The 18,690-nt window shown below is 54.1% G+C and carries 16 protein-coding genes and 1 pseudogene; 11 read left to right on the forward strand and 6 right to left on the reverse strand.

The features are described 5' to 3' along the window. Positions 1–430 precede the first annotated feature (430 nt). The 3 genes from ACQE32_RS13115 to dusA all read left to right on the forward strand — a co-directional run bounded on the left by ACQE32_RS13115 (position 431) and on the right by dusA (position 3,397). Entirely contained in the window at positions 431–1,696 is a 1,266-nt protein-coding gene (locus ACQE32_RS13115) for a conjugal transfer protein TraF (RefSeq protein ID WP_427021904.1), read from the forward strand. Between the two features lie 172 nt (positions 1,697–1,868). After that, positions 1,869–2,165 carry a NadS family protein gene (gene nadS / locus ACQE32_RS13120; RefSeq protein ID WP_426973125.1) on the forward strand — a complete coding sequence of 99 codons (297 nt, stop codon included), beginning with the start codon at positions 1,869–1,871 and terminating at the stop codon, positions 2,163–2,165. A 185-nt stretch (positions 2,166–2,350) separates the two neighbouring features. Then, entirely contained in the window at positions 2,351–3,397 is a 1,047-nt protein-coding gene (gene dusA / locus ACQE32_RS13125) for a tRNA dihydrouridine(20/20a) synthase DusA (RefSeq protein ID WP_427021905.1), read from the forward strand. A gap of 328 nt (positions 3,398–3,725) precedes the next feature. Here dusA and ACQE32_RS13130 read toward each other — a convergent pair whose 3' ends face one another. Next, on the reverse strand, positions 3,726–4,709 hold the full coding sequence (locus tag ACQE32_RS13130) for a quinone oxidoreductase (RefSeq protein WP_427021906.1): 984 nt from the start codon (positions 4,707–4,709) through the stop codon (positions 3,726–3,728). Between the two features lie 96 nt (positions 4,710–4,805). On the opposite strand from ACQE32_RS13130, the gene dnaB reads away from it, so the two are divergent. The 6 genes from dnaB (at position 4,806) to ACQE32_RS13160 (ending at position 9,886) form a co-directional block, all read left to right on the forward strand. Further along, complete coding sequence (gene dnaB, locus ACQE32_RS13135) at positions 4,806–6,212, forward strand: replicative DNA helicase (protein ID WP_250651058.1); 1,407 nt, start codon at positions 4,806–4,808, stop codon at positions 6,210–6,212. Positions 6,213–6,320: 108 nt separating this feature from the next. Next, positions 6,321–6,812, forward strand: a complete 492-nt coding sequence (locus ACQE32_RS13140) for an Lrp/AsnC family transcriptional regulator (RefSeq protein ID WP_426973129.1) — start codon at positions 6,321–6,323, stop codon at positions 6,810–6,812. A gap of 226 nt (positions 6,813–7,038) precedes the next feature. After that, positions 7,039–7,653: a YitT family protein gene (locus tag ACQE32_RS13145; protein ID WP_085069661.1), complete on the forward strand. Its 615-nt coding sequence runs from the start codon at positions 7,039–7,041 to the stop codon at positions 7,651–7,653. Between the two features lie 35 nt (positions 7,654–7,688). Beyond that, positions 7,689–8,882 carry an amino acid aminotransferase gene (locus ACQE32_RS13150; protein ID WP_427021907.1) on the forward strand — a complete coding sequence of 398 codons (1,194 nt, stop codon included), beginning with the start codon at positions 7,689–7,691 and terminating at the stop codon, positions 8,880–8,882. Between the two features lie 246 nt (positions 8,883–9,128). Further along, positions 9,129–9,545 (forward strand): secondary thiamine-phosphate synthase enzyme YjbQ, encoded by a 417-nt coding sequence (locus ACQE32_RS13155; RefSeq protein ID WP_085069665.1) that lies wholly within the window; start codon positions 9,129–9,131, stop codon positions 9,543–9,545. 2 nt (positions 9,546–9,547) lie between these two features. After that, the gene (locus tag ACQE32_RS13160) at positions 9,548–9,886 is read left to right on the forward strand and encodes an MmcQ/YjbR family DNA-binding protein (protein ID WP_085069667.1); all 339 of its coding nucleotides are present in this window, start codon (positions 9,548–9,550) and stop codon (positions 9,884–9,886) included. A gap of 35 nt (positions 9,887–9,921) precedes the next feature. Here the strand turns inward: ACQE32_RS13160 and ACQE32_RS13165 are convergent, their stop codons facing one another. Together ACQE32_RS13165 and uvrA are read right to left on the reverse strand one after the other, a co-directional pair. Next, a complete protein-coding gene (locus ACQE32_RS13165; RefSeq protein WP_426973134.1) occupies positions 9,922–10,986 on the reverse strand; it encodes an NAD(P)-dependent alcohol dehydrogenase in 1,065 nt (354 codons plus the stop codon). Between the two features lie 233 nt (positions 10,987–11,219). Then, on the reverse strand, positions 11,220–14,051 hold the full coding sequence (gene uvrA / locus ACQE32_RS13170) for an excinuclease ABC subunit UvrA (protein WP_427021908.1): 2,832 nt from the start codon (positions 14,049–14,051) through the stop codon (positions 11,220–11,222). Between the two features lie 224 nt (positions 14,052–14,275). Here uvrA and ACQE32_RS13175 point away from each other — a divergent pair, with 224 nt between their 5' ends. Next, a complete protein-coding gene (locus ACQE32_RS13175; RefSeq protein WP_427021909.1) occupies positions 14,276–14,827 on the forward strand; it encodes a single-stranded DNA-binding protein in 552 nt (183 codons plus the stop codon). Positions 14,828–14,896: 69 nt separating this feature from the next. After that, positions 14,897–15,484 (forward strand): annotated as a pseudogene (gene traT, locus ACQE32_RS13180) (complement resistance protein TraT); the annotation flags it as partial. Between the two features lie 45 nt (positions 15,485–15,529). On the opposite strand, the gene ACQE32_RS13185 reads toward traT, so the two are convergent. The 3 genes from ACQE32_RS13185 to ACQE32_RS13195 all read right to left on the reverse strand — a co-directional run bounded on the left by ACQE32_RS13185 (position 15,530) and on the right by ACQE32_RS13195 (position 18,663). Further along, positions 15,530–15,829 carry a hypothetical protein gene (locus ACQE32_RS13185; protein WP_085069679.1) on the reverse strand — a complete coding sequence of 100 codons (300 nt, stop codon included), beginning with the start codon at positions 15,827–15,829 and terminating at the stop codon, positions 15,530–15,532. A gap of 99 nt (positions 15,830–15,928) precedes the next feature. Next, entirely contained in the window at positions 15,929–17,536 is a 1,608-nt protein-coding gene (locus ACQE32_RS13190) for an inorganic phosphate transporter (protein WP_427021910.1), read from the reverse strand. 119 nt (positions 17,537–17,655) lie between these two features. Further along, positions 17,656–18,663 (reverse strand): substrate-binding domain-containing protein, encoded by a 1,008-nt coding sequence (locus tag ACQE32_RS13195; protein ID WP_427021911.1) that lies wholly within the window; start codon positions 18,661–18,663, stop codon positions 17,656–17,658. Positions 18,664–18,690 lie beyond the last annotated feature (27 nt).

Here is an 18,690-nt window from a genome sequence, read left to right on the forward strand (position 1 = left end):
TAAAACTTGCTTTAGCCCACTTTATTCTTTCTTTAGCTGTAAACAGATAGCTACCTTTCTGATTTAGCGTTTGAAAAGCATCTAAAAGCGCCAAAAAAAGCATAAACCTCCGCTGCATCAGGCTAACAACAGCCTGATAATCCTGCCGAATTCATTAGCTTTTTTGGTTGCATCTAAAAAATCGCCGTTTCCAGTTTGCAGTAGAAAAAAGATCCAGCTAATGTTCAGTCAGGCTTAATAACTGCAGAAAAGCTAAACTGCTAACAATTCTAAAAGACACGTTAAGCCACCGATTGCTTAAAAAAGCAGCAATCCTCTGATAAGCCGGGGAAAAAGGCCTGAGTTCAGGTTAATAAAACAGGCAATTACTGGTCATCATTCATCCAGTGATTTCCTTCTTACTTTCAGCTTATTTGGGTGGCGTCTGATAATGACAAAGAAAAACATGCATTCCTTGAAGCTTTCTCCTGCGGCGTTATTAATGCCGTTAATCTTTACCTCTTTTTCTTCTCTGGCTGCTGGCAGTTACTTCGATGCCCGTAATGATGCGATGGGCGGCACCGGCGTGGCCTCATCCAACTACACCACTGCACCGCTAACTAACCCGGCGCTGCTGACCAAAGGCCGCGCGGAAGATAACGTAAGCGTTATCCTGCCATCTGTTGGGGTGCAGATCAGCGATAAAGATAAGATGGTCGATAAGATCGATGATGTGACCGATACCGTTGATCGCTACCAAAATGTCTTTGATGATTTTGACCTTGAAGATCTGTTGACCAATCCTGCTGGCGTGCTTGGCAATGTGCGCTCCGCCTCTGGTGATTTGGCCAATCAGCTGCGCGGCCTGCGCGGAAATAAAGCTGACGGCTCAGCCGGCGCCGCCATTGTGGTTGCAGTGCCTAATGAAACGTTGCCGTTTGCCTTTGTGGCGAAAGCTTATGGCTCCGTGCATCTGCATACCGACGTGGCGCAAAGTGATATCGACTACCTTGACGCTGTCGCCAATGGTTCACGCCTTCCTTTGCCAGGCGATCAATATTTACTGCGCTCCAGCGCTACCGGCGTGGCGGCGATTGTCGCGGATTACGGTATTGCGGTCGCGCATGAGTTTAAAATCGGTGAACAGGCCGTTTCGGTAGGTATTACGCCAAAACTGCAACAGACTCGCCTGTATAACTATCGCGCCTCGGTTTACAACTTCGATAAAAATAAAGTTACCAATAGCGAGTATCGCACCAACGATACCGGCTTTAACCTGGATGCCGGTCTCTCTACCGATGTAGGTAAGAACTGGACCTTTGGCCTGAGCGCGCAAAACCTCATTTCACGTGATATTGAAACCAAAGAAGTTAATGGCTATCAAGATACCTACCAGATTCGTCCGCTGGTCACCGTAGGTGCAGCCTGGCACAACGAAAAGCTGACTGCCAGCCTGGACGTGGATGCAACCCGTACCAAGCGTTTTAAATCGCAGGCTGACAGTCAGTACGCCGGAGTTGGTGTGGAATATCGCGTTCTTGACTGGCTGCAACTGCGCGGCGGCTACCATGCGGATATGAAGTCTAACGACGTCAATGTCGTCAGTGCAGGTTTTGGTATTTCGCCGTTTAATAACCGCGTTCACCTCGATCTGGCCGGTTCCGTGGGGGAAGACGATACCTGGGGTGCAATGGCACAGCTGGGCTTCTCTTTCTGATAAACCTGAACAGGTAGCATCAGGGAAGGCAGAGCAGGACCGCGATTGTTTATTGCGGTCCTGTTTTCATTTAAAGGGTGAGAAAAGCAAGATTCCCGGCTTTACAAGGTTCTGTAACTCCCATCATGGCAAAAGGGCTGGATGTGGCGTCAACTGGAGCGATGAGATACCGATGAAAGATGAATCATTTGCCGATCTGCTGGCAAGTGCAGAAGAGATGGTAAAAATTGAAAAGGGTGAACAAACGCCAGAGCCGGAGCATGTTCATACTTTTAGCGAGATTGATGTTGAAGCGATACGTGAAGCAACCGGGCTAAAACAACAAGATTTTGCCGTGGCCGTCGGTGTTAGTTATGACCTTGTAAAAAGCTGGGAAACCAAACGGCGTCAGCCAACCGGAGCCTCAAGAAAACTTCTGCTATTGCTGCAGAGTAACCCTTTTATTATTAACCAGCTTAAAGCCATTTGATTCTTTGATGCGTCTGTTTGGACGCCTCGGTCTTGTTTATCGCCGCCACTCCGCCAGCAAACACCGTAATACACGCTCTACGCGCCAGGCATCACGCTATGTTATAATCGAGCATCTTTTATTCTGCCTTTTCCTTTGTTCCCGTTGCAGAATAACGGTGAACGGAAACATCAAAAAGTTAAAAAATGCCTCAAAACTCAGAGATATCAACGGCACTGCCCGACAGCGTCGCTAAAAACAGCGCTCTTTTCTCCTCCCAGCGTTTTTCCATCGCGCCGATGCTCGACTGGACCGATCGTCACTGCCGTTATTTTCATCGACAGCTGACGCGTAATACGCTGCTCTATACCGAAATGGTTACTACCGGTGCCATTATTCATGGCAAAGGCGACTATCTGGCCTATAACGAGGCGGAACATCCGGTTGCTCTGCAGCTGGGCGGCAGCGATCCGGCGGCGCTGGCGCAGTGCGCGCAGCTGGCGCAGGCGCGCGGCTACGACGAGATCAACCTGAACGTGGGCTGTCCTTCCGATCGCGTGCAGAACGGACGCTTCGGTGCCTGTTTGATGGGTGAGGCGGCGCTGGTTGCAGATTGTATTAAGGCGATGCGTGACGTGGTTTCTATTCCGGTCACGGTTAAAACCCGCATCGGTATTGACGATCGGGATAGCTATGAATTTCTGTGCGATTTTATCGGCACGGTAGCCCAGCAGGGCGGCTGCGATACTTTTATTATCCATGCGCGCAAAGCCTGGCTCTCCGGCCTTAGCCCGAAAGAGAACCGTGAAATTCCTCCGCTTGATTACCCGCGCGTGTACCAGCTCAAGCGTGACTTCCCCGGGCTGACAATGGCGATTAACGGCGGCGTGAAAACGCTGGAGGAAGCGCAGGAGCATTTACGTCATCTGGATGGCGTTATGATGGGGCGCGAAGCCTATCAAAACCCTGGCCTGCTGGCGCAGGTCGATCGCGTACTGTTTGGCAGCACTGCGCCGGATGCCGATCCGGTTGCCGTGGTCCGCGCTATGTATCCTTATATTGAGCGCGAACTGGCGCAGGGAACGTATCTGGGTCATGTTACGCGCCATATGCTGGGTCTGTTTCAGGGAATTCCCGGCGCACGACAGTGGCGTCGTTATTTAAGCGAGAATGCGCATAAGGCCGGAGCAGGGATAGAGGTCGTTGAAAAAGCGCTGTCGCTGGTCGCAGATAAGATGACCACCGAAGTCTGACTTGTTTCGCTTATGTTAAAACCCGTGCGGCTGCCGTACGGTTTTTTTTATTTCCACGCTTATGAGCGCCGGCAAAAACCAGACCTTTAGTTTGCTAATTATCAATAAGTTAGCTATCTGAAAGCGGCCAATATGAGGCGTAGATCACAGAGTGACATTTTGCTTCGTTATTTTTCGCAATTAAACATATTTTTTACTTATGAATTCTGCGAGACTATTTCTCGTTGAGTCGAAACACATTATCGTCGCTGTACCCTACAACAGTGCGAATTAAAAAAAGCAAAAGGGCTTCCTTCGGGAAGCCCTTATTGTTTGTACATCCGGCGGCTCAGGGGATCAGCAGGCTGGAACCCTGCGTTGCGCGATTTTCCAGCTGCGTATGCGCGCGCTGCGCCTCGTGCAAGGGGAAGCGCTGGCTTTCCGGAACTTCTACTTTAATCGCGCCGCTGGCAAGCATCGAAAACAGATCGTTACTGGCGCGCTGCAGCTCGTCCCGCGTGGTGATATAACCGTTAAGTGAAGGGCGCGTCAGGTAAAGCGAGCCTTTCTGGTTCAGAATCGCCAGGTTAACGCCGGTCACCGGACCGGAGGCGTTACCGAAACTCACCATCAGGCCACGTCGCTGCAGGCAGTTAAGCGAGGCTTCCCAGGTTGCCTTGCCTACCGAATCGTAAACCACGCGTACCTTTTTACCGTCGGTCAGCTCGCTGACGCGCTGTGCGATATCTTCTTCACGATAGTTGATTGTGGCCCAGGCCCCGCGATCTTTAGCCAGCCGCGCTTTTTCCTCTGAGCCAACCGTCCCAATCAAATGCGCACCCAGCGCCTTTGCCCACTGACAGGCGATCAGTCCTACGCCGCCAGCCGCTGCGTGAAACAGAAAGATCTCATCTGCCTGCACTTCATACGTTTGCCGTAGCAGATAGTGTACGGTAAGCCCCTTCAGAAACGAGGCCGCCGCCTGTTCAAAAGAGAGGGCATCAGGCAGCAGCGCAATCTTATCCTGATGCACATTATGGATTTCACTGTAGGCGCCCAGCGCAGACTGCGCGTAAACCACGCGATCGCCGGGCTTGATCGCTGTAACCCGGTTGCCAACTTTTGTTACCACGCCTGCGGCTTCGGTGCCGATACCGGAAGGCAGCTCAGGCACAGGATAAAGCCCGGAGCGTACGTAGGTATCGATATAATTGATGCCGATAGCTTTGTTCTCTACCTGCACTTCATCGTCAGCGGGGTCGGAAGGATTGAAGTCGATCCATTGCAGCGTTTCCGGGCCGCCATACTGGGCGATTTGAATACGTTTTGCCATTGTCCCTCCTGCTGGTTTCCAGTTACGACATGACGTCAAGCTGGCGAAAAACGGGTATACTTGCGCGTCACTCACACATTCGGTATTGCATTCACTATGGCAGGAAATAAACCCACCAACAAATCCAACGAGGTTCGCGATCGCCAGGTAGAAGGGCTGAAATTGCCGCCCCATTCGCTGGAAGCGGAGCAGTCGGTGCTGGGCGGGTTGATGCTGGACAACGAGCGCTGGGATAACGTCTCAGAGCGCGTGGTGGCCGAAGACTTCTACAGTCGCCCTCATCGTCTGATATTCAGTGAAATGCAGCGGCTGCTGGAAGCCAGCCAGCCCATCGACCTGATTACGCTTTCTGATTCACTGGAGCAGCGCGGCGAGCTGGATATGGTCGGCGGCTTCGCCTATCTGGCGGAGCTGTCAAAAAATACCCCCAGCGCGGCAAACATCAACGCCTACGCCGATATCGTTCGCGAGCGAGCGGTGGTGCGCGAAATGATCGCGGTAGCGAACCAGATCGCCGATGCCGGTTATGATCCGCAGGGGCGCAGCAGCGAGGATCTGCTGGATTTCGCTGAGTCGAACGTCTTTAAAATCGCTGAACAGCGCGCGAATAAAGATGAAGGCCCGAAAAACATTGAGCAGATTCTTGAAGCGACCGTTTCGCGCATCGAGTCGCTGTATCAGAAGCCGCATGACGGCGTAACCGGCGTAGATACCGGTTATCAGGATCTCAATAAAAAAACCGCCGGTTTGCAGGGTTCTGACCTGATTATCGTGGCGGCGCGTCCGTCAATGGGTAAAACCACCTTCGCCATGAACCTGTGCGAAAACGCCGCGATGCTGCATGAAAAACCGGTGTTGATCTTCAGCCTGGAGATGCCCAGCGAGCAGATTATGATGCGTATGCTGGCGTCGCTGTCACGCGTTGACCAGACACGCATACGTACTGGCCAGCTGGATGATGAGGACTGGGCGCGTATTTCCGGCACCATGGGCATCCTGCTGGAGAAAAAGAACATCTATATTGATGACTCCTCTGGCCTGACGCCAACGGAAGTACGCTCGCGTGCACGCCGCATATTCCGTGAGAATAACGGCTTAAGCCTGATTATGATCGACTACCTGCAGCTGATGCGCGTACCGTCGCTTTCTGACAACCGTACGTTGGAGATCGCTGAGATTTCCCGCTCGCTAAAGGCGCTGGCAAAGGAGCTGAACGTGCCGGTGGTGGCGCTGTCGCAGCTTAACCGCTCGCTGGAACAGCGCGCCGATAAACGTCCGGTAAACTCCGATCTGCGTGAATCTGGCTCGATCGAGCAGGATGCCGACCTGATCATGTTTATCTATCGTGATGAGGTTTACCACGAGAACAGCGATCTGAAAGGGATCGCCGAGATCATTATCGGTAAACAGCGTAACGGTCCGATCGGGACAATACGTCTGACCTTTAATGGGCAATGGTCGCGTTTTGACAACTATGCCGGGCCGCAATACGACGACGAATAGCATGCACGCTTTGTGCATCTCTTTGGGTCATCAAAAAATTGTGTTGGACATTTGCCGCTTAATTGCGCTTATCTGTAACGATTTAAGCGCTAAGAGCGGCAAATCAAGATGGCACAGCTTGACGATTACGATCTGAAAATTCTGACCTTACTCCAGGCCAATGGGCGCTTAACCAATCAGGAACTGAGCGACCTGGTCGGCCTGTCCGCCTCGCAGTGTTCCCGCCGCCGCATCACCCTTGAGCAGGGAAATCTTATACTGGGCTACCATGCGCGCGTCTCACCTGACGCCGTTGGGCTGGGTATGATTGGCCTGATTGAGGTGCGCCTGATTAATCACACCTCCGATTATGTAGAGAGCTTTCACCACATGGTGGCAGAGCAGAGCGCTATTGTGGACGCTTATAAAACCACCGGTGATGCGGATTATCTCCTGAAGGTAGCCGTTAACAGCCTGGCTGAGCTAAGCGCATTAATCAGCGAGCTGGTGGCGGGGCATCGCAGCGTATCGCACGTTAAAACCTCTGTGGTGCTAAACCGGCTGAAAGAGAACGGTCTGACCATCGCCGCGCCCGCGCCGCTGCACCAAAAAAGTGCCTGACGCACAGTTAGAGTGCATTCAGCGGAGTTAAGCGCACAGTTTGTGCATAAATAGCGCTCAGGGTGCGCAGCTTAAGCGTCATCAGGCTAAACAGAGCAGGTAACGTGCGGTTAAATTATTTATTTAATCAGGCGGTTACTGGCAAAGCAGCAATTTATGCCGCTAAAGCCTGCCGTTATGGTGCGATTCTTGCTGGCCGTTATCTTTTTCTTCGGTAAACAGCCCTATGGATAATATCGTTCAACCCGCCCGCGTTCCGCACACGCTGCTGGAAGATGCGCTGGCGCTGCTGTTTGGCACGCTGATGGTATCGTTCGGTGTGGTCATGTTAAAGCAGGCTGGCGCACTGACCGGCAGCACGGCAGGCATCGCTTTCCTGATCAGCTATCTGACCTCTTTTTCCTTTGGCACGCTGTTTTTTGTTATTAACCTGCCGTTCTACTGGCTGGCGGTAAAGCGCATGGGGTGGGCATTTACCACCAAAACTTTCTGCGCCGTCGCGCTGGTTTCACTCTTTACCCGGCTGCATCCACTTTTCATTCATTTTGACGCGCTTAACCCGTTTTATGCGACAGTGTTCGGTAACATTATTATGGGCGTTGGGTTTATTGTGTTGTTTCGTCATAAGGCCAGCCTGGGCGGCATCAATATTCTTGCCCTGTGGTTGCAGGATCGGTTTGGCATTCGTGCCGGCAAGCTGCAAATGGCGGTAGACAGCTGCGTGGTTTTGGCCTCATTGTTTGTGGTTTCGCTGCCAATGCTGGCGGCGTCAATCGCTGGCGCGCTGATGCTGAATTTGATTATCGCGATGAACCATCGGCCCGGGCGTTATGAAGTTTGAGCTGATAAAAGAGACTATCACTAGGGAGATTTACCGTGTTTCAAAAAGTTGATGCCTACGCTGGCGATCCGATTCTTACGTTAATGGAGACCTTCAGGCAGGATCTGCGCCCGCATAAGGTTAACCTGAGTATTGGCCTCTTTTACAACGAGCAGGGCATTGTTCCGCAACTGCAGGCGGTAGCCGAAGCGGAAGCGCGTCTGAATGCTCAGCCGCAACAGGCATCACTCTACCTGCCGATGGATGGGCTGGCCAGCTATCGCCAGGCGATTGCACCGTTGCTGTTTGGCGCGCAGCACGCGGCGCTACAGGAAAAACGCATTGCAACGATTCAAACCGTGGGCGGTTCCGGCGCGCTGAAAGTGGGTGCGGATTTTCTGAAGCGCTATTTCCCGCAGTCGCAGGTTTGGGTCAGCGATCCGACATGGGAAAACCATGTGGCGATCTTCGCGGGTGCTGGTTTTGATGTGCATACCTATCCCTGGTATGACGCACAAACCAATGGCGTTAAGTTTGATGATTTTCTTGCCACGCTGAAGTCGCTTCCCGCTCAGAGCGTGGTGCTGCTGCATCCCTGCTGCCATAACCCGACCGGTGCCGATCTGACCAATGCGCAGTGGGATCGCGTCGTTGAAGTGCTACAGGCGCAGCAGCTGATCCCTTTCCTGGATATTGCCTATCAGGGCTTTGGGGCCGGTATGGAAGAGGATGCCTATGCTATTCGCGCCATCGCCGCTGCGGGGATTTCGGCGCTGGTCAGCAACTCCTTCTCAAAAATCTTCTCGCTATACGGTGAACGCGTCGGCGGCCTGTCGGTGGTCTGTGCGGATACGGAAGAGGCGACGCGGGTTCAGGGACAGCTGAAGGCCACGGTGCGCCGCAACTACTCTTCACCACCAAACTTTGGCGCTCAGGTCGTGGCCTGTGTGTTGAATGACGAAGCGCTGAAGACCCACTGGCTGGCGGAAGTAGAAGCGATGCGTCTGCGTATTCTGGATATGCGCCAGGCGCTGGTAACGGCACTGAGCGCCGCGCTGCCCGGCAAAAACTTCGATTATCTGCTGAAGCAGCGCGGCATGTTCAGCTATACCGGACTGAGCGCTCAGCAGGTCGATCGTCTGCGTGAAGAATTTGGCATTTACCTGATCCACAGCGGACGCATGTGCGTAGCGGGCCTGAATCGTAACAATGTTCATCAGGTCGCAGAAGCTTTCGCGGCAGTGATGTAAGCGCAGTCGTTAAAGGCGGTGCCAGCCGCCTTTTACCATTATTCCATTGCCAGACTCCCCGTTTGCCCGGCCACCGGGAAATGTAGCCTCTTCAGTACAGCATCTTCCTCTTAAACGCGCGCAATAACGAAGCGGCCAAAGCGAACCGCAACGTCCAGGCCGTTAATAATTTTTATCTTTTGCAGGTTTACCTTTGCGCCACATGCTGCACACTTAACGGAGTCTTTTAAAAAGGAGTATGGCGTAATGTGGCACCAACAGACCCTGTCGCTGAGCGCGAAAGCGCGCGGCTTTCACCTGATTACCGATGAGATTATCGAACAATTGCCGGTAATGCGTGAAATCAATACTGGGCTATTGCATCTGCTGCTACAGCATACTTCCGCCTCACTAACGTTAAATGAGAATTGCGACCCCACAGTACGCAGCGATATGGAGCAGCATTTTATGCGGCAGGTGCCGGAAAATGCGCCTTACCAGCATGATTATGAGGGCGTGGATGATATGCCTGCGCACATTAAATCATCGCTGCTTGGCGTTTCGCTATTGCTGCCGGTTAACCGTGGGCGCCTGGTGTTAGGTACGTGGCAGGGCATCTGGCTGGGGGAACATCGCATACAGGGCGGTTCACGCCGCATTATCGCCACGCTGCAAGGAGAGTAAAAATGAATACGTCAGATCTGCTGTCATATTGTATGAGTAAAGCGGGCGCGGAACAGCGCGTCCACAGCGACTGGAAGGCAACGCAAATCCTGGCGGACGGCGTGTTATTTGCCATGGTGCATGAGCCAGAAGGGCGGCCGGCCGTCTCGCTAAAAACCTCTCCGGCGCTGGCCGATCTGCTGCGGCAGCAGCATGCCGACGTTTTTCCCAGTGCGCATTTGAACAAATCTCACTGGAGCACGCTTTATCTGGATGGCGGTTTAAAAGATTCGCAGATTTACTATCTGGTGGATGCGTCGCTACAGCAGGCGCTGGCGACGAAAGCGGCGGGCAATCATTAAACTGTCGCTGCGGACTGGCCGCAGCGACAAGATTTTTAGGCGGCAGATTCCTGACGCAGCGTATCAATATCGATAACAAAGCGGTATTTCACATCGCTTTTCAGCATACGCTCATAGGCTTCGTTAATCTGGTTCATGGCGATCAGCTCAATATCGGAGGTGATATTGTGCTTGCCGCAGAAATCGAGCATCTCCTGCGTTTCAGCGATGCCGCCAATCAGCGAACCCGCCACGCTGCGACGTTTGAGAATCAGATCGAACACGTGCGGGGCCGGATGATCGTTTTCCGGTGCGCCAACCAGCGTCATATTACCATCGCGCTTCAGCAGGTTGATAAACGGATTAAGGTCGTGCTGCGCCGCAACGGTATTCAGAATAAAGTCGAAGCTGTTAGCGTGCTGCGCCATCTGCTGGGGATCTTTAGAAATCACTACCTCATCAGCGCCCAGACGCTTGCCGTCTTCGATTTTAGACGGTGAAGTGGTAAACAGCACCACATGCGCGCCCAGGGCATGTGCCAGCTTCACGCCCATATGACCCAGACCGCCCAGGCCAACGATACCGACTTTTTTGCCCGGACCCACGTTCCAGTGGCGCAGCGGGGACCAGGTGGTAATGCCAGCGCACAGCAGCGGCGCTACGCCTGCCGGATCGAGGTTTTCCGGTACGCGCAGCACGAAATCTTCATGCACAACGAGGCTGGTGGAATAACCGCCGTAGGTGACTTCCTGCGTTTCGCGGTCCTGGCCGTTGTAGGTAGGCACCATACCGTTTTCGCAATACTGTTCCAGACCTTCCTGGCAGCTGGGACAGGTACGGCAGGAGTCAACCATGCAGCCCACGCCAACCAGATCGCCTACGCGATATTTTTGCGTATGAGCGCCTGTTGCGGTAACGCGGCCGACAATTTCATGACCCGGCACGACGGGGAAAATGGTGTTATGCCATTCATCGCGCGCCTGATGCAGGTCTGAATGGCAAACGCCGCAAAATAACACTTCAATTTGTACATCATGCGCGCGCAGTTCACGCGGCTTATAGTCAAAAGGCGCGAGTCTGGATTTCGCATCCTGGGCAGCATAAGCGTGCGTAATATTCATGGTGTCTCCTGTTATTGAAGCCGTTGTAAAGCTAAGGAAAAGCATTGCGCTCCGGTTAAACCGGGCGTTTCGCAGCACGTGCGATAAGAGCTAATAAGGATAACAGCGTGGAGAAGAGCAGCCAGACCTGAAAGTGTCTAAATCTTGCCTGATTCTGCATGAATGCCCAGGAAAGAGGCAAGGCGGGTGAAAAGCCCCTGAGGCAGAGCGCATCAGGGGCGGAGAACAGCCGTTTAGCGCTGTTCCAACAGCGGCTTCAGGAAGCGGGCGGTATGTGATTCTTCACATTTGGCGACGGTTTCCGGCGTACCGGCTATCAGAATCTGCCCGCCTCCGCTGCCGCCTTCCGGGCCAAGATCCACAATCCAGTCGGCGGTTTTCACCACGTCAAGGTTATGTTCAATCACCACGATGGTATTGCCCTGATCGCGCAACTGATGCAGCACCGTCAGCAACAGCTGAATATCAGCAAAGTGCAGGCCGGTAGTCGGCTCATCAAGAATATAGAGCGTCTGGCCGGTGCCGCGTTTCGACAGCTCGCGCGCCAGCTTCACGCGTTGCGCCTCGCCGCCTGACAGCGTTGTCGCAGACTGACCCAGACGAATATAGGAGAGGCCCACATCCATCAGCGTTTGCAGCTTACGCGCCAGCGCAGGCACGGCATCAAAAAATTCACGTGCCTCTTCGATGGTCATATCCAGCACTTCGTGAATGTTTTTGCCTTTGTATTTAATCTCCAGCGTCTCGCGGTTATAGCGCTTGCCTTTACACTGATCGCACGGCACATAAATATCGGGCAGGAAGTGCATCTCTACGCGCAGCACGCCGTCGCCCTGACAGGCTTCGCAGCGTCCACCACGCACGTTGAAGCTGAAGCGGCCTGGATTATATCCGCGTGAACGCGACTCCGGCACGCCAGCAAACAGCTCACGAATCGGCGTAAAAATGCCGGTGTAGGTGGCCGGGTTAGAGCGCGGCGTACGACCAATTGGACTTTGATCGATATCGATAACCTTATCGAAGTTCTCCATGCCGGTAACTTCACGATAGGGCGCAGGCTCGGCAATGGTCGCTCCGTTCAGCTGACGCTGAGCGATAGGAAACAGCGTATCGTTGATCAGCGTGGATTTACCGGAGCCGGACACGCCAGTGATGCAGGTAAACAGCCCGACCGGCAACGTTAACGTCACATCTTTCAGGTTATTGCCACGCGCGCCGCTCAGCTTCAGCACTTTAGTGGGATCGGCCGGTACGCGCTGCTCCGGCACGGCAATCTTTCGCTTGCCGCTCAGATACTGACCGGTCAGCGAGGCTTCTACCTGCATAATCTCTTCGGCGGTGCCTTCCGCCACTATCTGACCACCATGCACGCCTGCGCCTGGACCGATATCGATGATATGGTCAGCGGCGCGGATGGCATCCTCATCGTGCTCGACCACAATCACCGTATTGCCAAGGTCGCGCAGATGAATCAGCGTGTCCAGCAGGCGTTCGTTATCACGCTGATGCAGACCGATAGAAGGCTCATCCAGCACATACATCACGCCAACCAGCCCTGCACCGATCTGACTGGCCAGACGAATACGCTGCGCCTCGCCGCCGGAGAGGGTCTCCGCCGAGCGCGACATAGAAAGATAGTTCAGGCCGACGTTAACCAGAAAGCTCAGGCGATCGCCAATCTCTTTCAGCACTTTTTCAGCAATTTTTGCCCGCTGACCGCTTAACTTCAGGTTGCGGAAGAAATCCATCGCATGGCCGATGCTCATATCAGAAATGGTCGGCAGCGTGGTGTTTTCTACATAAACGTGGCGCGCTTCGCGACGCAGACGCGTGCCTTCACAGGTGGCGCAGGCGCGGTTACTGATAAATTTCGCCAAATCTTCACGTACCGCGCTCGACTCCGTCTCTTTATAGCGACGCTCCATATTGTGCAGCACGCCTTCAAACGGATGACGGCGCACCGAAGTATCGCCACGATCGTTAATATATTTAAATTCGATGCTTTCTTTGCCGGAGCCATACAGGATCACCTGCTGCGCTTTCTCGTTCAGGGTATTGAACGGCGCTTCGACATCGAACTTCAGGTGTTCCGCCAGCGACCGGAGCATCTGGAAATAATAAAAATTACGGCGATCCCAGCCGCGGATCGCACCGCCAGCCAGCGACAGCTCCGCATTTTGCACCACGCGATCCGGATCGAAATATTGCTGTACGCCGAGGCCGTCGCAGGTAGGGCATGCGCCCGCCGGATTGTTAAATGAGAACAGGCGCGGCTCCAGCTCGCTCATGCTGTAGCCGCAAACCGGACAGGCGAAGTTGGCAGAGAACAGCAGCTCTTCTGCATCGGGATCATCCATATCGGCCACGATTGCCGTACCGCCGGAAAGCTCCAGCGCGGTCTCAAACGATTCCGCCAGCCGCGTCGCCAGATCTTCACGTACCTTAAAGCGATCGATAACCACTTCAATGGTATGTTTCTTTTGCAGTTCCAGCTTTGGCGGATCGGAGAGATCGCACACTTCGCCGTCGATACGGGCGCGGATATAACCCTGCGTCGCCAGATTCTCCAGCGTTTTAGTGTGCTCGCCTTTACGATCTTTCACCACCGGCGCCAGCAGCATCAGGCGCGTGCCTTCCGGCTGCGCCAGCACGTTATCGACCATCTGGCTAACGGTTTGCGCCGCCAGCGTAACGTCATGATCGGGACAGCGCGGCTCGCCAACGCGTGCAAACAGCAGGCGCAGGTAGTCATGAATTTCGGTGATGGTGCCCACGGTGGATCGCGGGTTATGGGAGGTTGATTTCTGCTCGATCGAAATCGCTGGCGACAGCCCTTCGATATGATCGACATCCGGTTTTTCCATCAGCGAAAGAAACTGACGTGCGTAAGCGGAAAGCGATTCCACATAGCGGCGTTGACCCTCAGCATAGAGCGTATCGAACGCCAGTGAGGATTTACCGGAACCTGACAGGCCGGTGACAACGATCAGTTTGTCGCGAGGGATGATCAGGTTGATGTTTTTCAGGTTGTGGGTGCGAGCACCCCGGACTTCAATCTTATCCATTCACATTTCCCGGATTAGCGCAGACTCACCATGCCCGTAACGATACGGCAGGACTAAACAGGTCATTATGGCACAAAAAATAACTGAATGTATATCCAGTAGTCAGTTGCAACCCTGCAAAAAGATCTTCATTATTGGAAGCTTGCTCGGAAGTATGATCGGGCAGCCTGGCGTGATAGAATTTACCGTTTAGACTTAATGAATACTCATCGGGAGACGCGAACATGGCCAGCAGAGGCGTTAACAAAGTGATTCTTGTCGGGAATCTGGGTCAGGATCCGGAAGTGCGTTATATGCCTAATGGTGGAGCCGTAGCGAATATTACGCTGGCTACCTCCGAAAGCTGGCGTGACAAGCAGACCGGAGAGACCAAAGAGAAAACGGAATGGCACCGTGTCGTGCTGTTCGGCAAACTGGCGGAAGTGGCGGGCGAATACCTGCGTAAAGGTTCTCAGGTTTATATCGAAGGTTCTCTGCAAACGCGTAAATGGCAGGACCAGGGCGGCCAGGAACGTTATACCACGGAAGTGGTGGTTAACGTTGGTGGCACCATGCAGATGCTGGGCGGCCGTCAGGGCGGCGGTGCAGGCGCGCCGGCAGGCGGCGCTATGGGCGGCGGCGGCAGCAACAACAATAGTGGTTGGGGCCAGCCTCAGCAGCCGCAGGGCGGCAGCCAGTTCAGCGGCGGCGGTCAGGCACCTGCTCGTCCGCAGCAGCAGAGCGCACCGGCTAACAATGAACCGCCGATGGATTTCGACGACGACATTCCGTTCTGATCGGCTTGTTTCTGTGAAAATTCGGTGTTTGAAAGCCCTGCTACGGCAGGGTTTTTTTTGAGCTAATTTAGCAGGCGATTAATTTACATTCAGGTCAAGAACACCTCTGACAAGGATATGAGCGATCTTCCCGAGCTGCTGGCGCAGGACCTGCGTGCTAAAGGTTATAACGTAGTGAATTCTCCGGATAATGCTTATTACTGGATTCAGGCTAACGTCCTGAAAGCCGATAAGATGGATCTGCGTGAAGCACAGGGTCTGTTAGGCAGCGGCTATGAAGGCGCGGTTGCAGGCGCGGCGCTGGGCAGCGGTATTACTGCTTATAACAGTAATTCAGGCGGTGCGGTGTTGGGTGCGGGTCTGGCGCTGGGCCTGGCCGGTATGGCAGCGGATGCGCTGGTGGAGGATATTAACTACACCATGGTTACCGATCTGCAGATTTCCGAGCGCAGTAAAGAGAATGTCACCACCGATAATATTGCCGCGCTGCGTCAGGGAACCTCTGGCGTTAAGCTGCAGTCCAGCAAAGCTGATGGCAATCGCATGAAATACTAAACCCGCGTGGTTTCCAACGCCAACAAGGTCAACCTTAAGTTTGAAGAGGCGAAACCGGTGCTGGAAGCGCAGCTGGCGAAGTCCGTTGCGGCAATTCTGTAATACAGCAGGGCGGCCACTGGCCGCCCTGTTTTGCTCTGTCAGCGGTTAACAATTTTCCTGATAATGTTGCTCGCAGCGCTCTTTTGCCTCCTGGCGTAAATCACGCAGGTCCGGCATGCTGTCGCCAGACCCATAACCCATCGTGCCGCTTGTGGCTTCCTGTTTTTCTTCCGCTACCGCAAACTCAAGTTTGCCATCCTGTTGCCAGTCATCGCTATCGCTCTGACGGATAAAGATAAGCGCATATTCCGGCGTCGATTCATCAGCGCCATAAATTTCATATTTATAGGCCGCAGCATCTTCATCGCCCAGTTCCAGCGTATCAATCAGTTGTAAGTCCGCCATCGGTGCCTCCTGTTAACTAAAAGCAAAGTATAGATAATTTATCGTTATCTGAAGGCAAGGAACCGGACTGACGATCCATTGACCTGCCGGGACCGTACGCTAAAGGCGTATAAACAGCATAAACAACAGGGCGGAAATCATAATCGAGACCGGCAGCGTCAGCACCCAGGCGATCAGCAGATTGCGTAACGTCGCCATTTGCAGACCGGAGCGGTTAGCCGCCATGGTGCCTGCCACGCCGGACGACAGAACATGCGTGGTAGAGACCGGCAGACCAAAGGCGTCAGCGGCACCAATGGTAGCGACCGTGACCAGCTCTGCGCTGGCGCCCTGTGCATAGCTTAAATGCGTTTTGCCGATCCGCTCGCCGACGGTAATCACAATGCGTCGCCAGCCCACCATAGTGCCCAGGCCAAGCGCCAGCGCCACCACGATTTTTACCCAAAGTGGAATAAAGCGGGTTGCATTATCCAGCTCGCTTTTCATCGCGTTAAGGTTGTTCTGCATCTCTGCCGGGAACGGCGCTTTTGCCGCCTTTAGCTGCTTAATGCTTTCCGCTGCCAGATACATATCATTACGGGTATTGGCCACCAGCTGTGCCGGAATATTCTCCATCGAACCATACTGCTTGATCTGTCGGCCAATTTTATCCAGCAGCGCGCCCAGCGCTGGCGCAACCTGCGGATTGTTTTCGCCGCTGCGCATAAACTCCATCAGCACGTCACGCGGCACATACTGTGGCGGCAGCGTGTGCTCTGCTGTCAGCTGCTGACTGGTAATCTGCGCCAGTGCCGCCACGCGCGGGATCTGATCGGGCGGGACAGAGCGGTTAAGAGCATAGGCAATCGGCATTGCGCCCACCAGAATCAACATAATCAGTCCCATGCCTTTTTGTCCGTCGTTAGATCCATGGGCAAAGGAGACGCCGGTGCAGGTGAGGATCAACAACGCACGGATCCAGCCCGGCGGCGGCTGTGGTCCTTCTGGCGCGCTATAGAGCTGGCGATTGCGCAGCCATTTTTTCATCACCAGCAACAGCAGCGCAGCGCTGGCAAAGCCAACAAGCGGCGAAAACAGCAGCGCGTAAGCAACATTAAGCGCCTGATCCCAGTTAACGCCTTCCATGCCGCTACGCCCGTTATTGATAGCGTTCGCCACCCCGACGCCAATAATTGAGCCAATCAGCGTATGGGAAGAAGAGGAGGGCAAACCCAGATACCAGGTGCCGAGATTCCAGGTTATCGCAGAAAAGAGCAGGGCATAGATCATGGCGAAGCCATTACCGCTGCTGGCCTGTAGCATTAACTCCATGGGTAGCAATGAAATAATGCCGAAGGCCACCGCGCCGCTGGAAAGCAGCACGCCGCTGAAGTTACATAAGCCGGACCAGAGGATAGCCGCACCGGGCGGCAGTGAATGGGTATAAATCACCGTGGCTACCGCATTGGCGGTATCATGAAAGCCGTTAACAAACTCGAACGCCAGCGCAATCACCAGCGCCAGGCCTAACAGCACAAAAGGAAAGTAGCTGGTAACGACTTGCCCGGACTCTTCCACATCGGCAAACAGGTTCACCCCGGCAAAAACGAGTCCGGCGACGATCAGCACGATCACGGCCAGTGCGGTTTTTTTACTGTGTTTACTGCTCAGATCGGGACGCGCCGACGCAGGCGATGACGCGGCGTGCCAGGTTTGATTCTCGCTCATGACGGGCCTCGCTAAAGAAGTAATATCGCAGCTCTGGAGTGTTACTTGCGCGATATGACAGTGCGATGACCCTAACGGTAAAAAAGCCTCAATTACAGATAATGCCTGGCGACGCGCGATCAGGCGCTGCGCCATTTCAGCCGTGCCGGCAAGTAACGCTGCAGATTTTCCGGCGTTTCGCCTTCCATTAAGGCTGTGACGATTTCGAAGCAGTTCCACGCCAGCATTCGCTCATCCTGTACCACCGTATCGATTTTCACCGACAACGCATCATACAGATAGTGATCGTCAAAGCTGCACAGGCGGATCGGCTGATCCAGCAGGCCATGTTGGCTAAGATAGCGCAGCACGCCCTCTTGCAGACCGCAGGCGGCACAGAACAGCGCCTGCGGTACGCGGCCCAGACGCATATAAAGCTCGGCGAACATCTCATAACCGGAGCTGGCATGGTAATGACCGTGAATAACCCACTCCGGCTTTAACGCCATGCCAGCCCGCGCCAGCCCCTGACGGAAACCTTCCAGCCGATCGCGGGTTGGTGAAATGCGCGGCTGACCACCGAAGAAATAGAATTCGTCAAAGCCTTCCCGGGCAACGCTTTCAACCAGGCTGGCAGCGGGTTCCACCGCCTCGGTGATCACCAGCGGCAGCGAAGATTCGCCCAGATGACGATCGAACAGCACCACCGGGATCTGCTGATTAATCTTCTGGTATTCCGCATCGTTCAGCATGCTGGATGCCACGATTAACCCATCGACCTGGCGCTGGATCAGGTTATTCACCGCCAGCGTTTCCTGACTGGCGTTCTCATCCGTACAGGCGATCAGCAGCTGTAGTCCGGCATCGCGGCACAGGGTTTCCAGCGCATGGGAAAAGGTGGCAAAGCCCTGATTGGTCATTTCCGGCACTACCAGACCCACGGTATGGCTGCGGGAAGAGTTTAATGCGCGGGCATGAATGCTGGGCTGATAATGTGCCTGGCGAGCAATATCCATTACCCGCTCGCGCGTCGCTTCCGACACGCGCAGTTCCTTGCCTCTTCCGCTGAGAACCAGGCTGGCGGTAGACTTGGAGACGCCCGCCAGCTGGGCGATATCTTTAATCGTGACGCGTTTTGGTTTATTCACTGTCGGCTACATCAGGGTGATTTGATG

This window comes from Pantoea sp. FN0302, assembly GCF_050113775.1.
Lineage (GTDB): Bacteria > Pseudomonadota > Gammaproteobacteria > Enterobacterales > Enterobacteriaceae > Mixta > Mixta alhagi.